Source organism: Micromonospora peucetia, from assembly GCF_900091625.1.
GTDB lineage: Bacteria > Actinomycetota > Actinomycetes > Mycobacteriales > Micromonosporaceae > Micromonospora > Micromonospora peucetia.
Genome location: NZ_FMIC01000002.1, coordinates 6,843,501 through 6,861,512 on the forward strand (window position 1 = coordinate 6,843,501; position 18,012 = coordinate 6,861,512).

Annotated in this window: 14 protein-coding genes and 1 pseudogene; all 15 read right to left on the reverse strand. The window is 73.4% G+C overall.

The window, feature by feature from the left end; genetic code table 11:
- Positions 1 to 2: 2 nt before the first annotated feature.
- Positions 3 to 301 (reverse strand): annotated as a pseudogene (locus GA0070608_RS29880) (cytochrome P450); the annotation flags it as partial.
- Positions 302 to 1,285 (reverse strand): AAA family ATPase, encoded by a 984-nt coding sequence (locus GA0070608_RS29885; RefSeq protein WP_091632912.1) that lies wholly within the window; start codon positions 1,283 to 1,285, stop codon positions 302 to 304.
- Between the two features lie 324 nt (positions 1,286 to 1,609).
- Positions 1,610 to 3,748, reverse strand: coding sequence for a primosomal protein N' (locus GA0070608_RS29890; RefSeq protein WP_091632915.1), 2,139 nt, complete (start codon positions 3,746 to 3,748; stop codon positions 1,610 to 1,612).
- 65 nt (positions 3,749 to 3,813) lie between these two features.
- Complete coding sequence (gene metK / locus GA0070608_RS29895; RefSeq protein WP_091632919.1) at positions 3,814 to 5,007, reverse strand: methionine adenosyltransferase; 1,194 nt, start codon at positions 5,005 to 5,007, stop codon at positions 3,814 to 3,816.
- 88 nt (positions 5,008 to 5,095) lie between these two features.
- Positions 5,096 to 6,304, reverse strand: coding sequence for a bifunctional phosphopantothenoylcysteine decarboxylase/phosphopantothenate--cysteine ligase CoaBC (gene coaBC, locus GA0070608_RS29900; RefSeq protein ID WP_091632923.1), 1,209 nt, complete (start codon positions 6,302 to 6,304; stop codon positions 5,096 to 5,098).
- Between the two features lie 14 nt (positions 6,305 to 6,318).
- Positions 6,319 to 6,582, reverse strand: a complete 264-nt coding sequence (gene rpoZ, locus GA0070608_RS29905; protein ID WP_007075826.1) for a DNA-directed RNA polymerase subunit omega — start codon at positions 6,580 to 6,582, stop codon at positions 6,319 to 6,321.
- Between the two features lie 43 nt (positions 6,583 to 6,625).
- Positions 6,626 to 7,159 (reverse strand): nucleoside/nucleotide kinase family protein, encoded by a 534-nt coding sequence (locus GA0070608_RS29910; RefSeq protein WP_091632927.1) that lies wholly within the window; start codon positions 7,157 to 7,159, stop codon positions 6,626 to 6,628.
- 25 nt (positions 7,160 to 7,184) lie between these two features.
- Positions 7,185 to 7,502, reverse strand: coding sequence for an integration host factor, actinobacterial type (mihF, locus tag GA0070608_RS29915; RefSeq protein WP_007458370.1), 318 nt, complete (start codon positions 7,500 to 7,502; stop codon positions 7,185 to 7,187).
- A 178-nt stretch (positions 7,503 to 7,680) separates the two neighbouring features.
- Entirely contained in the window at positions 7,681 to 8,517 is an 837-nt protein-coding gene (gene pyrF / locus GA0070608_RS29920; RefSeq protein WP_091632930.1) for an orotidine-5'-phosphate decarboxylase, read from the reverse strand.
- Positions 8,518 to 8,648: 131 nt separating this feature from the next.
- The gene (locus GA0070608_RS29925) at positions 8,649 to 9,923 is read right to left on the reverse strand and encodes an adenosylmethionine--8-amino-7-oxononanoate transaminase (RefSeq protein ID WP_091632934.1); all 1,275 of its coding nucleotides are present in this window, start codon (positions 9,921 to 9,923) and stop codon (positions 8,649 to 8,651) included.
- Between the two features lie 138 nt (positions 9,924 to 10,061).
- Positions 10,062 to 11,084 carry a quinone-dependent dihydroorotate dehydrogenase gene (locus tag GA0070608_RS29930; RefSeq protein WP_091632939.1) on the reverse strand — a complete coding sequence of 341 codons (1,023 nt, stop codon included), beginning with the start codon at positions 11,082 to 11,084 and terminating at the stop codon, positions 10,062 to 10,064.
- 145 nt (positions 11,085 to 11,229) lie between these two features.
- Positions 11,230 to 14,631, reverse strand: coding sequence for a carbamoyl-phosphate synthase large subunit (carB, locus tag GA0070608_RS29935; RefSeq protein ID WP_091632943.1), 3,402 nt, complete (start codon positions 14,629 to 14,631; stop codon positions 11,230 to 11,232).
- Complete coding sequence (gene carA / locus GA0070608_RS29940) at positions 14,624 to 15,787, reverse strand: glutamine-hydrolyzing carbamoyl-phosphate synthase small subunit (protein WP_091632946.1); 1,164 nt, start codon at positions 15,785 to 15,787, stop codon at positions 14,624 to 14,626. The genes carB and carA overlap by 8 nt, the downstream gene beginning before the upstream one ends.
- A complete protein-coding gene (locus tag GA0070608_RS29945) occupies positions 15,784 to 17,061 on the reverse strand; it encodes a dihydroorotase (protein ID WP_091632950.1) in 1,278 nt (425 codons plus the stop codon). Before GA0070608_RS29945 ends, carA begins: the two co-directional genes overlap by 4 nt.
- Complete coding sequence (locus GA0070608_RS29950) at positions 17,058 to 17,984, reverse strand: aspartate carbamoyltransferase catalytic subunit (RefSeq protein WP_091632955.1); 927 nt, start codon at positions 17,982 to 17,984, stop codon at positions 17,058 to 17,060. The genes GA0070608_RS29945 and GA0070608_RS29950 overlap by 4 nt, the downstream gene beginning before the upstream one ends.
- Between the last annotated feature and the right edge of the window lie 28 nt (positions 17,985 to 18,012).

Below are 18,012 nucleotides of genomic sequence, written 5' to 3' on the forward strand. Positions count from 1 at the left end.
GTCTACGGAGTGCCGCCGGCCGCCCCGGCCGGCGGACCGCGATCCGGCGCGGACGGCTGCGTGTCGATGGTCACCGGGAGGGTCTCGTAGCCGCGCAGCGCCAGCCGGCCCGGTGCGGTGGCGGGGCGGCCAGGGCCAGCCCGGGCAGCCGACGCAGCAGCAGCGGGAAGGCAACCTGCGCCTCCAGCCGGGCCAGGCCGGCACCGAGGCAGTAGTGCGGACCGGCGCCGAAGGACAGGGGGTGGCTCTGCTCCGGGGGCGGGCGGCGTGGTTCCCGGTCCCGCCGTCGCGGGCGGGCGGCTCAGACGGCGGTGCCCGCCTCCCCGGCCAGGACCGCGTCGCCACCGAGCAGGGCGTGCTCGGGCAACGGCAGCTTGATCCGGTGGGCGGCCTCCCAGTCGTGGATCAGGCCGGGCCGTGCCTGGGCGGCGAAGTAGTCCACCGCGCTCATCCCACCGACCACCGGCTCGTCCACCTCGGCGACGAGTTGGGCCGGCACCAGCCGGAAGCCGCTCTGCAGGGCGGCGCTGAGCCGACGGTGCCCGTCGACGACGAAGAAGTACTCCCCGGTGTAGCCGATCCGCAGCGGCTCCAGCGCCTCGTCGCCGCCGGCGGCGACCTCGCCGACGAACTCCGAGTCCCACAGGTCACGCAGGTGGGCGATGTCCTCGGTCGGGTAGACCCGGCCCGGGTCGAGCAGCAGCAGCGGCGGGGCGTCGCGCAGCACGTCCGCGCACAGCCGGCCCTCGTACGCGTCGATGATGTGCTCGATGACCTCGCTGGCCGGGGCGCGGGTGGTGTCGCAGATCAGGTCGTAGTTGCGCAGCCGGGCCTTGTCCACCCCGTAGCGGACGATGAACCGGCCGCGCTCGCTCTCGCTGCGTTCCCGCAGCTTGGCCTTGGCCTCCTCCTGGGAGGCGTAGCTCTCGGCCGGGCCGGAGGGACGGTCGAGCACCCGGCGGGCCGCCTCGCCCGGCTCGGTGATCATGTGCACCTTGAGCGCGTCGGTGAAGAAGTGCCAGGCCAGCCGGGAGTCCATGACCAGCCGCTCGCCGGAGGCGGCGATGTCCCGCTGGAGCTGGTCGACGTAGCCATCGACGGCCTGGTCCAGCTCGGCGTGCAGGTTGAGCTGGAGCGCGGTCATCTGTCGGTCCTGCGCCATCTGGCGGTAGAGGTCACCGACGCTGACCCGGCGCAGGCCGAGCCGCTTGGCGATCTGAACGGAGACGGTGCTCTTGCCGCTGCCGAGGTCACCATTGAAGACGATCGACTGACGAACGGTCACGACTGGTCCACCCCTGATCACCGGCTGTTTGACATCATCGACATCGCGCCGAACCGACGCGCTCCCGCCATCGTCGCGCGATCCTGCGACAACTCCAGCTCGGCGCCTCTGGCGCCGCGCCGCGACCTGGAGCCGTCGTACGCCCGGGCATGACGGGCGATGCTATCACCCGCCCCACCGCGTGCCGCCGGACACGGCGTGCGACGACGGGCCAGGCCAGCCGGCCCCGACCGGTGTGGCCGCGCGGCGGCGTCGACGGACCCGCGTCGGAGGACGGCAGTCCCCCGACGGCGGTGTTGACCTGCGCCCCGGGCTCCGGCCCGCTCAGAAGAGGGCCAGCGGATCGACCTGGAGCCGGACCGGGTCGGCGGCCTTGCGGGCGGCGCGCACCCCGGCCGCCGAGTGCAGCGCGCCGGCCAGCGCGGCGGCCCGGGCCCGGGGCACCCGGACCAGCATCCGCTCCCGCTCCCCGTCGGCCGGCACCGGCCCGAGCAGTTCGGCCTCCGCCGGCAGCCGGGCCTCGGCCAGCAGGTCGGCCACCGCGGCCGGCGAACCGGTCACGCTGGCCATCCGCACCGCCGGCGGGAAGCCCAGTTCCCGTCGCTCGGCCAGTTCCCGGGCAGCGAACCAGCCGGCGTCCCAGCGCAGCAACGCCTGCACGGGGGCGAGGGCGCCGTCGGCGACCACCACCACCCGGCCGCCCGTGGCGGCGGGACGGGCCAATGCGGCAGCCGCCAGCCAGCGGCGCAGCGCTTCCTCCCCCGCCCGCAGGTCGGCCCGGGTGAGCAAGGCCCACGAGTCGAGCAGCAGCACCGCGCCGAAGCCACCCTCGGCGACCGGCTCGGCGCCGGGGGTGGCGATGACCAGGCCGGCGCCGCCCGGGACCGTGGCCAGCACCTCCTCGCGGCCCGAGGTGCGCACCGGCACGCCGGGGAAGGCCCGGCCCAGCTCCTCGGCGGTGCGCCGGGCGCCGGTGACGGAGGCGCGCAGCCGCCGTCCGCCACACTCCGGGCAGGCGTACGCGGCGGCGACCCGCCCGCACCAGCGGCAGGCCGGGGTGCCCTCGGCGGAGGGCAGCGCGAGCGGTCCGGCGCAGTGCGGGCACCGGGCCGGGGTGCGGCACTCGGCGCAGGCCACCGAGGGCAGGTAGCCACGGCGGGGCACCTGGACCAGCACCGGCAGGTCGGCACGGAGCGACTCCCGGGCGGTGGTCCAGGCCAGGCTGGGCAGCCGGGCGGTGGCCGCCCCGGGGTCCCGGGCCAGCTGCGGGTCGTCGCCGGTGGGCGCGATCACCGGCATCCGGGCCCGGACGGTCGCCCGGTCGGGCAGCACCTCGCGGGCCCATCCGGTCTCCACCAGCAGCTGTGCCTCGGCGGTGCGGGTGTACCCGCCCACCAGGGCGGCGGTGTCGCCCTGGTGGGCGCGGGTGAGCAGCACGTCCCGGGCATGCGGGTAGGGGGCGCGGGGCTCCGCGTGCAGGTCGTCGCCGTCGTCCCAGATCGCCACCAGCCCGAGTCGGGCGACCGGGGCGAACATCGCGGCCCTGGTCCCGACCACCACCGCCACCTCGCCGCGCCGGGCGGCGAGGAACGCGCGGTAGCGCCGGGCGGGGCCGAGCGCGGCGGAGAGACAGACGTGCCGCCCCGGACCCAGGGCGTCGTGCAGCGCGGCGTCGAGGCGGTCCAGGTCGCGGTTGTCGGCGACGACCACCACCGCGCCCCGGCCGCCGGCCACGGATGCGGCGACAGCCTCGGCGTACCGGGCGGGCCAGTCCTCCCCCGGCAGCGCCGACCAGACCGCCCGGGGGGCCCGACCGTCGGCGAGCGCCCGGAGCATGGCCGGCCCGGCCGGGTAGTCCCGCCAGGCGTCGGGACCGGGTGCGGCCACCGGAGCGGGGTCCCCCGGGTCCTCGCCGGGCCGCGGCTGGTCGCCGCCCGGGGTGTCCGACGGTTCGGCGACGCCCGCCCCGGCCGGGCCGCCGTCCGGCCCGGTGGCGTCCCCGGCGGGCCCGGTGGCGTCCCCGGCGGGCCCGGTGGCGTCCCCGGCGGGCCCGGTGGCGTCCCCGGCGGGCAGGGCGGAACCCTCGACGGGCAGGGCGGAACCCTCGGCGGGCGCGGTGGAGCCCTCGGCGGGCAGGGCCCTGGCGCGGACGTCTTTCTCGACCCGGGCGTGCCGGGGCGGGACGGCTAGGCGGAGCACGTCGGCGAGGCTGCCGGCGTAGCGGTCCGCGACCGCCCGGGCCAGCCGGGCGACCTCCGGCGCGAGTACCGGCTCCGGCGAGACGACCTTCTCCAGGTACGCCAGCCGGCCGGTGTGTCCCGAGTCGTCGGCCCGTTCCAGCAGCCAGCCGTCGACGAGCTGCCCCGCGAAGCGGACCTTCACCCGTGCGCCGGGGACGGCGTCGGCGTCCAGCTCGGCCGGGACGAGGTAGTCGAACGGGCGGTCCAGGTGGGCCAGCGGCACGTCGACGCAGACACGAGCGACCGGCGACCCCTGCGCGGGTCGCCGGTCGCTGCGCCTGGTGCCGGTCAGGCTCCCGCGGCCGACTTGAGGTCGGCGGCCCGGTCGGTGCTCTCCCAGGTCAGATCCGGCAGCTCCCGGCCGAAATGGCCGTAGGCAGCGGTCTGCTGGTAGATCGGACGGAGCAGGTTGAGGTCCCGGATGATGGCGGCCGGGCGCAGGTCGAAGACCTCGGAGACGGCCTTCTCGATCGAGGCGACCGGCACGGTCTCGGTGCCGAAGGTCTCGACGAAGAGGCTGACCGGGTGGGCCTTGCCGATCGCGTACGCGACCTGGACCTCGCACCGCTCGGCCAGGCCGGCGGCGACCACGTTCTTGGCCACCCACCGCGTCGCGTACGCCGCCGAGCGGTCGACCTTCGACGGGTCCTTGCCGGAGAACGCGCCACCGCCGTGCCGGGCGTAGCCGCCGTACGTGTCGACGATGATCTTTCGTCCGGTCAGGCCGGCGTCGCCCATCGGGCCGCCGATCTCGAACCGGCCGGTCGGGTTGACCAGCAGCCGGTAGCCCTCGGTGTCCAGGCCGAGGCTCTCCAGCTCCGGGGCGATGACATGCTCGCGCACATCGGGGGTGAGCAACGAGTCCAGCGAGATGTCCGCGGCGTGCTGGCTGGAGACGACCACGGTGTTCAGCCGGACGGGGCGCAACCCCTCGTACTCGATGGTGACCTGGGTCTTGCCGTCCGGGCGCAGGTAGGGAATCGTGCCGTCCTTGCGGACCTGGGAGAGCCGTCGGGCCAGCCGGTGGGCCAGGGCGATCGGCAGCGGCATCAGCTCCGGTGTCTCGGAGCAGGCGAAGCCGAACATCATGCCCTGGTCGCCGGCGCCCTGCGCGTCCAGCGCGCTCTCCGACGCCCCGGTACGCAACTCGAAGGCGTTGTCGACGCCCTGCGCGATGTCCTCGGACTGGGCACCGATGGAGACGCTGACGCCGCAGGAGGCGCCGTCGAAGCCCTTCTTCGACGAGTCGTAGCCGATGTCGAGGATGGTCCGGCGGACGATGGTCGGGATGTCGGCGTACGCCTTGGTGGTCACCTCGCCCGCGATGTGCACCTGACCGGTGGTGATCAGGGTTTCCACCGCGACGCGGCTGCGTGGATCCTCGGCGAGCAGGGCGTCGAGAATACCGTCGCTAATCTGGTCGGCGATCTTGTCCGGGTGGCCTTCCGTGACCGATTCGGAAGTGAAGAGGCGGCGTGTCACGGCACTCCTAAATTGTGGAAGTCGTTCCGCGGCAGTGTAATCATCCGCGTTGAAGCCTGGACCCTTCGGTCGTGCCCGATTCCAGCCGTCAGGAACGACCGGGCAATCGGGCCACCACGAGATCCCAGACACCGTCGGCGAGGTCCTCCTTGGACCGTTCGGGCATCCGGTTGACCGAACCGTCCACACCGATAACCGTCGCCGCGTTGGTGTCGGCGCCGAAGCCCTTGTCGGGCCCGACCTCGTTGATGACGACGAGGTCCGCCCGTTTGCGGGCGAGCTTGGCCCGGCCGTTGGCCTCGGCGTCGCCCGTCTCCGCGGCGAACACCACCAGCACCTGCTCCGGGCGACGGCGTCGGCCCAGCTCGGCCGCGATGTCCGGATTTGTGACGAGCTCGATGGTGGGCGCGCTGCCGTCGTCCGACTTCTTGATTTTGCCAGGCGCGTAGGTCGCCGGACGGAAATCGGCCGGAGCCGCCGCCATCACCACCGCGTCGGCGTCGGCGGCCGCCGCCAGGGTGGCGTCGCGCAGCTCGCCCGTGGTGCCGACCCGGACCAGGTCGACGCCGGCGGGATCGGGCAGCGAGACGTTGGCCGAGATCAGGGTGACCCGGGCGCCCCGGGCCACCGCGCAGCGGGCGAAGGCGTAGCCCTGCTTGCCCGAGGAGCGGTTGCCCAGGAAGCGGACCGGGTCGAGGGGCTCGCGCGTGCCGCCGGCGGTCACCACCACGTGCCGCCCGGCGAGGTCGGCGGGGGCCTCGACGCCCCGCGCGAGGGCCCGGCTGGCGACCGCGAAGATCTCCGCCGGATCGGGCAGCCGGCCCTTGCCGGTGTCCGCTCCGGTGAGCCGGCCGACGGCGGGCTCGACGACCCGCACGCCCCGGGCGCGCAGCGTCGCGACGTTGGCGACGGTGGCCGGGTGCTCCCACATCTCGGTGTGCATGGCCGGGGCCAGCACGACCGGGCAGCGGGCGGTCAGCAGCGTGTTGGTGAGCAGGTCGTCGGCGAGGCCGTGGGCGGCCTTGGCCAGCAGGTCGGCGGTGGCCGGCGCGACCACCACCAGGTCGGCCTGCTGACCGAGTCGGACGTGCGGCACCTCGTGCACGTCGGACCAGACGTCGTCGGCGACTGGTTGGCCGGAGAGCGCGGCCCAGGTCGGGGCCCCGACGAAGCGCAACGCCGACGCGGTCGGCACGACCCTGACCTGGTGGCCCGATTCGGTGAAGAGGCGCAGCAGCTCACACGCCTTGTAGGCGGCGATGCCGCCGCCTACCCCGAGGACGATCCGGGGGGACATCGACGCGCGGCGGATTACGGCTGGTCGGTCGGCTCGGCGGTGAGCAGGCCCGCGTTGATCTCGCGCATGGCGATGGAGAGCGGCTTCTCCTGCGGCGTGGTCTCGACCAGCGGGCCGACGTATTCCAGCAGGCCCTCACCGAGCTGGCTGTAGTAGGCGTTGACCTGGCGTGCACGCTTGGCGGCGAAGATAACCAGCGCGTACTTCGAGGTCGTCTTCTCGAGAAGCTCGTCGATCGGCGGGTTGGTGATGCCTTCGGGGTTTGCGATGGATCCCACGAATTAACCTCTGCGTCTATCGCACCGCGCGCGGTGCTGGCGGTCAACCGCGCACATGCGGTGGCGCCGTAGCCAGGAAAGAAGAACCGGACAAGCCTAACAGCTCGTCGACGACCCGCCCGGTGCGGTCGTGCGCGAGGGTGTGTTCGAAGGCGGCCAGCGTGGCCTGCGTGGGGACGACTCCGGGCGGGTGCAGCAGCACCAACCGGGCGTCGGGAAGCGCCGCCCGGACCAGCAGCGCGCCGGCGAGGTCGAGGCCGACCAACACCGGCTGACCGGCGGCGAGCCGGGACCACAGCGGTTCGTACGGGGTGCCGCGCCGGTGGGGCCCGGCCCGGCTCCACTCCAGCAGCTCGCCGGCGGCGAGCATCCGGTCGAACTCGGCCGGGGCCAGGAAGAGCCGGTCGACGCCGTCCAGCTCGCGCTCGCGGCGGGGTCGCGTGGTGGCCGGCACCGGGATCCAGACGGACGGAGAACGCGCCCGGACGCGCTCGACGACACTCTCCGTGCCGGAGCCCGAAGGCCCCGCCAGGACAGTGAGCCGAGCCGCCGGGCGCGCCTCGTCATCCGTGCTCACTGCTTGTTTCTACACGCAGCCAGCCTCAGTTGGCGGCGAACTCTCCAAGCAGTGCCTTGCGCTGCTGCTCGCCGAGGCCACGCAGGCGACGGCTGTCGGCGATCTTGAGCTTCTCCATGATCTGGGTGGCCCGGATCTTGCCGATACCCGGCATCGCCTGCAGCACGGCGGAGACCTTGAGCTTGCCGACGACGTCGTCGGACTCGGCACGCTCGAGGACGGCTCCGAGGGTGGTCTTGCCCTGCTTGAGCTGCTCCTTCAGCTCAGCACGGGCCTTGCGGATCTCCGCGGCCTTCTCCAGCGCGGCAGCGCGCTGTTCCGGGGTCAGTGACGGGAGCGGCACCAGTTCTCCTCAGGTCCCTATCGCGACGGGCGGATCGCACCGCCGCATCTGTGAAACGTGATGTGGCTGTGAACCAAGGGGTCCATGGTTCCCAGCGCGGGGAAAACTAGCGGGCGACGACGTATTCGGCAACGTGGGCGCGCGATGATCATCGCAAAGTGACCGACCCGTCAGTCAGTCACCGGGCGCCGAGAGCCGCCCGGCAGTCGGTCAGGGCCCGGTCGGCGGCGGCCCGCAGGGCGTCCGGATCCGGTCCCGCGCCCAGCACCTCACGGGAGTACGAGGGCAGCACCGCGGGCAGTGCGGAGCCGAAGACGACGCGTAGATCCGCCGCCGTGGCGCCCTGCGCCCCGAGGCCCGGGGCGAGCAACGGACCGTTCACGGCGGACAGGTCGTGACCGGTGTCACCGATGGTCGCGCCGACCACCAGCCCGATGCTGCCGAGCGGCTTCGCACCCGCGTTGAGCTGGGAAATCTCGTCGATGACGAGCTGCGCGACGGTGCGTCCGTCGGCGGTGCGGGCGCGCTGCACGGCGGCCCCCTCGGGGTTGGAGGTGAGCGCCAGCACGAAGACCCCACCGCCGTGTTCGGCGGCCAGTTCGAACATCGGCGCGAGCGCGCCGACGCCGAGGTACGGACTCGCGGTCACCGCGTCCACATGGACCGGGCTGGATGGGTCGAGGTACGCCGAGGCGTAGGCGGCGACGGTCGAGCCGATGTCGCCGCGCTTGACGTCCAACAGAACGAGCGAGCCGGCAGCGCGTAACTGTCGGATAGTTGACTCAAGAATCGCCATACCTTTCGAGCCGAACCGCTCGAAAAAGGCCGACTGGGGCTTGATCACCGCGACCCGGTCACCGAGGGCTTCCGTGACCGTCCGGGCGAACCGGTCAAGCCCCCGGATGTCGTCGTCGAGCCCCCAGCGGGCCAGCAGCCCGGGGTGCGGGTCGATGCCGACGCAGAGCGGTCCCCGCTCGGTGACGGCCCGGTGCAGGCGGGTGCCGAAGCTGTCCATCCGGTTCTCTTCCTCTCCTGCGCACCCCGGGGCGGCACCGCCGGGGCAAGTCGCGTCCAGTGGGCGGCAGGCGCCGCCCGCGTACTCCCGCCGGCGGATGACCGGCGGGTGACCGTCCAGTGCCCGGCCGCTCAGCCGGCCCGCACGGCGGCGGCGACCCCGGCGGCGATCCGGGCCAGGTCGGCGTCGTCGGTGACGTACGGCGGCATGGTGTAGACCAGGTCACGGAACGGCCGCAGCCAGACCCCCTCGGCGACCGCGGCGGCGGTGGCGGCGGGCAGGTCCACCTCGCGGTCGAGCTGGACCACGCCGATCGCGCCGAGCACCCGCACGTCGGTCACCCCCGGCACGCCGCGCAACGGCTCCAGGCCGGCCCGCAGGCCCGCCCGCACCCTCGCCACCTGCCCCGCCCAGTCGCCGGCCCGCAGCAGGCCGAGGGAGGCGTTGGCGACCGCACAGGCCAGCGGGTTGCCCATGAACGTCGGGCCGTGCGCCAGCACCCCGCCGGCGGAGATGCCGCGGGCGACCTCCGCCGTGCAGAGCGTGGCGGCCAGCGTCAGGTATCCCCCGGTGAGCGCCTTGCCCACGCACATCACGTCGGGCGCCACCCCGGCGTGCTCGGCGGCGAACATGGTGCCCGTCCGCCCGAAACCGGTGGCGATCTCGTCGAAGATCAGCAGCACCCCGTGCGCCCGGGTCACCTGGCGCAGCACCCGCAGGTAGTGCGGATGGTGGAAGCGCATACCGCCGGCGCCCTGGACCACCGGTTCCACGATGACCGCGGCCAACTCGTGGGCGTGCCGCTCGACCGCCTCGACCAGGGCCGCCTCGTAGGCCGGGTCGGGCGGGGTGTCGAAACCGCCGGGCGGCACGGGGGCGAAGACCTGCCGGGGCAGCACGTCACCCCAGAGGTGGTGCATGCCGCCCTCCGGGTCGCAGACGCTCATCGGGTGGAACGTGTCACCGTGGTAGCCGCCCCGCCAGGTGCCCAGCCGGCGGCGCTGCGGCCGGCCGGTGGCCCGCTGGTACTGCAGGCACATCTTGACCGCGACCTCGACGCCGACCGAGCCGGAGTCGGCCAGGAAGACGTGCTCCAGCCCGTCCGGGGCCAGCTCGATCAGGGTGGTCGCCAGGCGCACCGCGGGCTCGTGCGTGAGCCCGCCGAACATCACGTGGCTCATCCGGCCGAGCTGGTCGGTCACCGCCGCGTCGAGCACCGGGTGCCGGTAGCCGTGGATCGCCGCCCACCACGACGACATCCCGTCGACCAGCTCCCGCCCGTCGGCTAGCCGCAGCCGTACGCCCTCGGCGCTCTCCACCACGTAGGGCGGGCTGGCCGGCGGCAGCGCCCCGTACGGATGCCAGACATGCGCCCGGTCGGCAACCAGGATCTCCTCAGGCGTCACCCGCCCTCCCCTCTCTCCCCGCCCTGCCCTCCCCCGCCCCCGTTCGCGCTCCCCGCGATCTTGCACTTTTGGCCCGCGGTACGCCCGGTGTGAGCGATATGTCGGGGCAGGAAGTGCAAGATCGCGGGGAGAGCGGGGTCATGGGGTGAGGGTGGGGGTGGCGCGGATGGCGGCGCGGACCAGGGCCGGACCGCGGTAGATGAAGCCGGTGTAGAGCTGGACCAGGGCGGCGCCGGCGTCGAACATCCTCGCTGCGGCGTCCGGGTCCACGATGCCGCCGACGCCGATCACCGGTAGTCGGCCGTCGGCCTCCCGGTGCACGAAGGTGACCACCTCGCGGGCGCGGTCGGCGAGCGGGCGACCGGAGAGGCCGCCGGTCTCCGCGCCGCGGGCCCGGTCGACCGGGGCGAGCCCGTCGCGCGCCAGCGTGGTGTTGGTGGCGATCACCCCGGCCGCGCCCCGGGCCAGGCAGACCTCCAGCAGCTCGGCGATCGCCGGCTCGGTGAGGTCCGGGGCGATCTTCACCAGCACCGGCTTCTCCCCCACCAGCGCCGCCAGGATGGCGTCCAGGTGTGCCCGGTCCTGTAGGGAGCGCAGACCGGGGGTGTTCGGCGAGGAGACGTTGACCGCGAAGTAGTCACCGTGCTCGCGCAGCGCCCGGTACGAGGCGAGATAGTCCTCCACCGCCTCGTCCAGCGGGGTCACCTTGGACTTGCCGAGCGAGATGCCCAGCGGCGCCCCGATCGGGCGGGGCAGCGCCGTGAGCCGGGCCGCGAGGGCCTCGGCACCGGCGTTGTTGAAGCCCATCCGGTTGACCACCGCCTCGCTGGCCGGCAGCCGGAACAGCCGGGGCCGGGGGTTACCCGGCTGCGGACGCGCGGTGACCGTACCGACCTCGACGAAGCCGAAGCCCAGCGCCGGCCAGGCGGGCAGCGCCACGCCGTCCTTGTCCATCCCCGCGGCGAGCCCGACCGGGTTGGGGAACTCGACGCCGAACACCGTGCGCGGCGCGCGGACGGCGTACCGGGCCCGCAGCACGGCCAGGGCCGCCGGCCGGCGGGAGAGCCCCGCCAGCCGGCGCAGCGTCCACTCGTGCGCGACCTCGGCGTCGCCGCCCCCGAGCCGGAACAGCCCCGGCCGGACCACCCGCTCGAAGATCACCGCGTCCTTCCCCGTGCCGGACCGCCGGTGCCCGCGCAGGCGACACCTGTCTCGGCAACCCCACGGCCGCGAAGGTCCGCCGGCAGCGGTCCCGGGGTGAGCAGCCACTCCCGGACCGACGGACGCGCCACGGGGGCGGCGGCCGTCACTCGGCGGCCCGCAGGGCGGCGTGCAGCTCCTGGAGCGGGCGCACCTGCATGTCGCCTCGGATCAGTGCCTCGATGCCCATCACCGCCGCCGCCGCGCCCGGCACCGTGGTGATGCACGGGATGTCCGCCGTGACGGCGGCGCTGCGGATCTCGTAGCCGTCCGAGCGCGCGCTCGCGCCCGAGCCCTGCGGGGTGTTGATCACCAGCGCCACGTCGCCGCCGAGGATCAGGGACACCGCGTCCTCGCCCCCGCCGGACTCGTAGTGCTTGCGGATCTGCTCGCAGGCGATGCCGTGCCGGCGCAGCACCTCCGCCGTGCCGGTGGTGGCGACGATCTCGAACCCGAGGTCGGCCAGGCGCTTCACCGGGAAGATCATGCCGCGCTTGTCCCGGTTGGCGACCGAGACGAAGATCTTCCCGCCGGTCGGCAGCGAGCCGTACGCGGCCGACTGAGACTTGGCGAAGGCGTGCCCGAAGGCGGTGTCGATGCCCATCACCTCGCCGGTGGACTTCATCTCCGGGCCGAGCAGCGAATCCACGCCCTTGCCGGTGGGGGTGCGGAACCGCTTGAACGGCAGCACCGCCTCCTTGACCGCGATCGGGGCGCCGGCCGGCAACGAGCCGCCGTCCCCGGTGGACGGGAGCAGCCCCTCGGCGCGCAACTCGGCGATGGTGGCGCCCAGCGCGATCCGGGCCGCCGCCTTCGCCAGCGGCACCGCCGTCGCCTTGGAGACGAACGGCACCGTCCGGGACGCGCGCGGGTTCGCCTCCAACACGTAGAGCATGTCGTCCTTCAGCGCGTACTGCACGTTGAGCAGGCCGCGCACGCCCACGCCCCGGGCGATCGCCTCCGTGTAGCGGCGGACCTGGGCCACGTGCGAGCCGGCCAGGGTGATCGGCGGCAGCGCGCAGGACGAGTCGCCGGAGTGGATGCCGGCCTCCTCGATGTGCTCCATCACCCCGCCGAGATAGACCTCGCCGTCGGCGTCGCAGAGCGCGTCCACGTCGATCTCGATGGCGTCGTCGAGGAACCGGTCCACCAGCACCGGATGGTCCGGGGAGATCTCGGTGGCCCGCCCGATGTAGCCACGCAGCGTGGGGTCGTCGTAGACGATCTCCATGCCCCGCCCGCCCAGCACGTACGACGGCCGGACCAGCACCGGGTAGCCGATCTCGTCGGCGATCGCCTTCGCCTCGTCGTACGAGGTCGCCATGCCGTGCGCCGGGGCGCGCAGCCCGGCCCGGGCCAGCACCGCCCCGAACGCGCCCCGCTCCTCGGCCAGGTGGATCGACTCCGGGGAGGTGCCGACGATCGGCACGCCCGCGTCCTTCAACCGCTGCGCCAGGCCCAGCGGGGTCTGCCCGCCGAGCTGGACGATCACCCCGACCACGCCCGGCCCGCCGGCCGCCCTGCCGGAGGAGTCCTCCGCGTGCCAGACCTCCAGCACGTCCTCGAAGGTGAGCGGCTCGAAGTAGAGCCGGTCGGCGGTGTCGTAGTCGGTGGAGACGGTCTCCGGGTTGCAGTTGACCATCACGGTCTCGTAGCCGGAACCGGCCGCGCCGCCGAGGGGCGCGCTTCGCAGCGCTTGAACGGCGTGCACGCAGGAGTAGTCGAACTCGATGCCCTGGCCGATCCGGTTCGGCCCGGAACCCAGGATCAGCACCTTCGGCCGGGCCGACGGCACGACCTCCGTCTCCTGGTCGTACGTCGAGTAGTGGTAGGGCGTGGTCGCCTCGAACTCGGCGGCGCAGGTGTCCACCGTCTTGTAGACCGGACGGACGTCGAGGCGGTGCCGCAGCGTCCGTACACCGTCCTCGGCGGCCAGCTCCGGACGTAGCGCGGCCAGCTGCCGGTCCGACAGGCCGGCCCGCTTGGCCCGGCGCAGCAGCTCGGCGTCGAGCACCGGGGCGTCCACGATCTCCGCGCGCAGCTCGACGAGGGCCGCGATCTGGTCCACGAACCAGGGGTCGATCCCGCCGGACGCGGCGGTGACCTCGGCGACCGACGCGCCCAGCCGCAGCGCCCGCTCGACGGTGTAGAGCCGGCCGTCGTGCGGCATCCGCAGCGCGGCGAGGGTGTTCTCCTTCGTCACTCCGGCCGGGTCGACGCCCGTAGCGGCGGCGACGACCGAGTCCGGCACGGTCCAGAACCCGGCTGCCTTCGTCTCCATCGAGCGCATCGCCTTGTTCAGCGCCTCGCTGAAGTTGCGGCCCAGGCTCATCGCCTCGCCGACGGACTTCATCGTGGTGGTCAGCTCCGGATCGGCGCCCGGGAACTTCTCGAACGCGAACCGGGGGATCTTCACCACCACGTAGTCCAGGGTCGGCTCGAACGCCGCCGGGGTCTTCAGGGTGATGTCGTTGGGGATCTCGTCGAGCGTGTAGCCGATGGCCAGCTTCGCGGCGATCTTCGCGATCGGGAAGCCGGTGGCCTTGGAGGCCAACGCCGACGACCGGGACACCCGGGGGTTCATCTCGATCACCACGATCCGGCCGTCGGCCGGGTTGACGGCGAACTGGATGTTGCAGCCGCCGGTGTCCACCCCGACCTCACGCAGTACCGCGATGCCCAGGTCGCGCAGTTGCTGGTACTCACGGTCGGTGAGCGTCATGGCCGGGGCGACGGTGACGCTGTCGCCGGTGTGCACGCCCATCGGGTCGACGTTCTCGATCGAGCAGACCACCACGACGTTGTCGTGCCGGTCGCGCATCAGTTCGAGCTCGTACTCCTTCCAGCCGAGCACGCTCTCCTCGATGAGGACCTCGTGCACCGGGCTGGCCGACAGTCCGTCGCCGGCGATGCGGGCCAGGTCCTCCGGCGTGTGCGCCATGCCGGAGCCCAGGCCGCCCATGGTGAACGACGGCCGGATCACCACCGGCAGGCCCAGCTCGGCGGCCGTGTCCTCGACCTCCGCCATCGAGTGGCAGACCCGGGAGCGGGGCACCAGGCCCGCCGGGTCGTCGAGACCCAGGCGTACGCCGGCCTTGGCGACGATGTCCTTGAACAGCTGCCGGTCCTCGCCGCGGTTGATCGCCTCGATGTTGGCGCCGATCAGCTCCACGCCGTACTTGTCGAGCACGCCGGCCTCGTGCAGGGCGACGGCGGTGTTCAGCGCGGTCTGCCCGCCGAGGGTCGGCAGGATCGCGTCGGGGCGCTCCTTGGCGATCACCAGCTCGACGAACTCCGGGGTGATCGGCTCGACGTACGTGGCGTCGGCGAACTCGGGATCGGTCATGATCGTCGCCGGGTTCGAGTTGACCAGGCTGACCCGGATCCCCTCGGCACGCAACACCCGGCAGGCCTGGGTGCCGGAGTAGTCGAACTCGCAGGCCTGCCCGATCACGATCGGCCCGGAGCCGATCACCAGGATGTGCTTGAGATCGGTCCGCTTAGGCATCTGTGCGCCCCTCGCTCTCGGTCCGGCCCTCGATCAGCTCCGCGAAGCGGTCGAAGAGGTAGTCCGCGTCGTGCGGACCGGCTGCCGCCTCCGGGTGGTACTGGACGGTGAAGGCGGGCACGTCCCTCGCCCGCAGCCCCTCGACCACGTTGTCATTGAGGCAGACGTGTGACACCTGGACGCCACCGAACTCGGTCTCGATCACCTGGTCGGGTACGACCGCGCCGGCCACGGCGCCCGGGACCTCGACCGCGAAGCCGTGGTTGTGGCTGGTCACCTCGACCTTGCCGGTGACCCGGTCGAGCACCGGCTGGTTGATCCCCCGGTGGCCGTAGCCGAGCTTGTACGTGCCGAAGCCCAGCGCCCGGCCGAGGATCTGGCTGCCGAAGCAGATGCCGAACAGCGGCACCCTACGGCGTAGCACCTCCCGGGCCAGGGCCACCGGCCCGTCGGCGGTTGCCGGGTCGCCCGGGCCGGGCGAGAAGAAGATCGCGTCCGCACCGGTGGCGAGCAGGTCGTCGATGGTGGAGTTGGCCGGGAGCACGTGGGTGGTGACCCCCCGGGCGGCGAGCCGGCGCGGGACGTTGCGCTTGATGCCCAGGTCCAGCGCGGCGACCGTGAACCGGTGCGCACCGACGGCCTGCACCACGTAGGGCTTCGCGGTGGTGACCTCGGCGGAGAGGTCCGCGCCGACCATCTCCGGGGACTGCCGCACCCGGGCCAGCAGCGCCCGGGGGTCGGTCTCGACGCTGGAGATGCCGACCCGCATGGCGCCGCGCTCACGCAGGTGCCGGGTCAGCGCCCGGGTGTCCACGCCGCTGATGCCGACCACGCCCTCGGCGGCCAGCCGCTCCTCCAGCCCGCCGGTGGCCCGCCAGTTCGAGCCGATCCGGGCCGGGTCGCGGACCACGTAGCCGGCGACCCAGATCCGGCCCGACTCGTCGTCCTCGCCGTTGACGCCGGTGTTGCCGATGTGCGGGGCGGTCTGCACCACCACCTGGCGGTGGTAGGACGGGTCGGTCAACGTCTCCTGATAGCCGGTCATGCCGGTGTTGAAGACCGCCTCGCCGAAGGTCTCCCCGACGCTGCCGTACGCCTCGCCGTGGAACGTCCGCCCGTCCTCCAGGACGAGGATCGCCGATTGTCTGCGGGTCACTTGAGAGCCTTTCCGTCCAGGACCGTCGGCTCGCCGCGCAGGAAGGTCGCCACGATGCGACCTGGCAGCGTCATGCGGGCGTACGGGGTGTTGCGGCTACGACTGGCCATTTCCGCCGGCTCGATGGTGCGGCGGGCGGCCGGGTCGACCAGGGTCAGGTTGGCCGGCACGCCGGGAGCGGGGTCGAGGCCGTGCTCCTCCAGCCCGGCGATCCGGGCCGGGGTGCGCGACATCCGCTCGGCGATCAGGTCCCACCGTGGGCCCAGCACGTCGAGGGCGATCGACAGCGCCGTCTCCAGGCCGAGCATGCCAGGCCGGGCGTACGCCCACTCGCACTCCTTGTCCTCCACCGCGTGCGGGGCGTGGTCGGTGGCGACGATGTCGATCACGCCCTCGACCAGGGCCGCCCGCAGCGCGGCGATGTCGGTCGCGGTGCGCAGCGGCGGGTTGACCTTGTAGACCGGGTCGTAGGTCTCCGCCCGGGAATCGGTGAGCAGCAGGTGGTGCGGGGTGACCTCGGCGGTGACCCGGACGCCCCGGGCCTTGGCCTGGCGCAGCACCTCGACGCTGCCGGCGGTGGAGACGTGGCACACGTGCAGCCGGCTGCCGACGTGCTCGGCGAGCAGCACGTCCCGGGCGATGATCGCCTCCTCGGCGACCGCCGGCCAGCCGGTCAGGCCGAGCCGGGTCGAGACCTCGCCCTCGTGCATCTGCGCGCCCTCGGTGAGCCGGGGCTCCTCGGCGTGCTGGGCGATGGTCCCGTCGAACGCCTTCACGTACTCCAGCGCCCGGCGCATCAGCATCGGGTCGGCGACGCAGTACCCGTCGTCGGAGAAGATCCGCACCCGGGCCGCCGAGTCGGCCATCGCACCCAACTCGGCGAGGCGCTCGCCGGCCAGGCCGACGGTGACCGCCCCGATCGGCTGCACGTCCACCAGCCCGGCCTCCCGGCCGAGCCGCCAGACCTGCTCGACGACGCCGGCGGTGTCGGCCACCGGCGAGGTGTTGGCCATCGCGCAGACCGCGGTGTAGCCGCCGAGTGCCGCCGCCCGGGACCCCGACTCGACGGTCTCGGCGTCCTCCCGGCCGGGCTCACGCAGGTGGGTGTGCAGGTCGACCAGGCCGGGCAGGGCGACCAGCCCGGTGCCGTCGACGACGGTCGCGTCCGGCGCGGCCAGTCCGGCACCGACGGCGGCGACGACGCCGTCGCGGATCAGCACGTCGGTCGGCGCGGCGCCGACGACGCTGACGTTGGAGATCAGGTATGAGCTCACCGGTTGTTACCCCCGAGCAGCAGGTAGAGGACGGCCATCCGCACGGAGACCCCGTTGGCGACCTGTTCGACGATGGTGGAGCGGGGCGAGTCGGCGACCTCGGGCGTGATCTCCATCCCCCGGTTCATCGGGCCGGGGTGCATGACGATCGCGTGCTCGGGCAGCCGGCGCATCCGCGGGCCGTCCAGGCCGTAGCGGCGGGCGTACTCGCGGGCGGACGGGAAGTAGGAGTCGTTCATCCGCTCCCGCTGCACCCGCAGCATCATCACCACGTCCGACTGCGGCAGTACCGCGTCGAGGTCGTAGGAGACGTCGGTGCCGGGCGCGAGCGCCTGCGCGATGTGGACGGGGATCAGGGTCGGCGGTCCGACCAGGGTCACCTTGGCGCCGAGCGTGGAGAGCAACAGCACGTTGGAGCGGGCCACCCGGCTGTGCAGGACGTCCCCGACGACCGCGACCGACAGGCCGGCCAGCCGGCCCAGCCGGGAGCGCATCGTGTACGCGTCGAGCAGCGCCTGGGTCGGGTGTTCGTGGGTGCCGTCGCCGGCGTTGACCACCGAGCCGTCGACCCAGTCGGCGAGCCGGTGCGGGGCGCCGGAGGCCGGGTGCCGGACGACCACCGCGTCGGCCCCCATCGCCTGGAGGGTCAGCGCGGTGTCCTTCAGGCTCTCACCCTTGGTCACGCTGGAGCCCTTGGCCGAAAAGTTGATCACATCGGCGCTGAGCCGCTTCGCCGCCGCCTCGAAGGAGATCCGGGTCCGGGTGGAGTCCTCGTAGAAGAGGTTGACCACGGTGCGCCCGCGCAGCGCGGGCAGCTTCTTGATCTCCCGGCCGGCGACGGTGGCCATCTCGGCGGCCGTGTCCAGGATCGCGGTGGCGGTGGCGGCGTCCAGGTCGGCGCCGGAGAGCAGGTGCCTGATCACTGTGTCCGCCTTTCGTTCGCGACTGCGG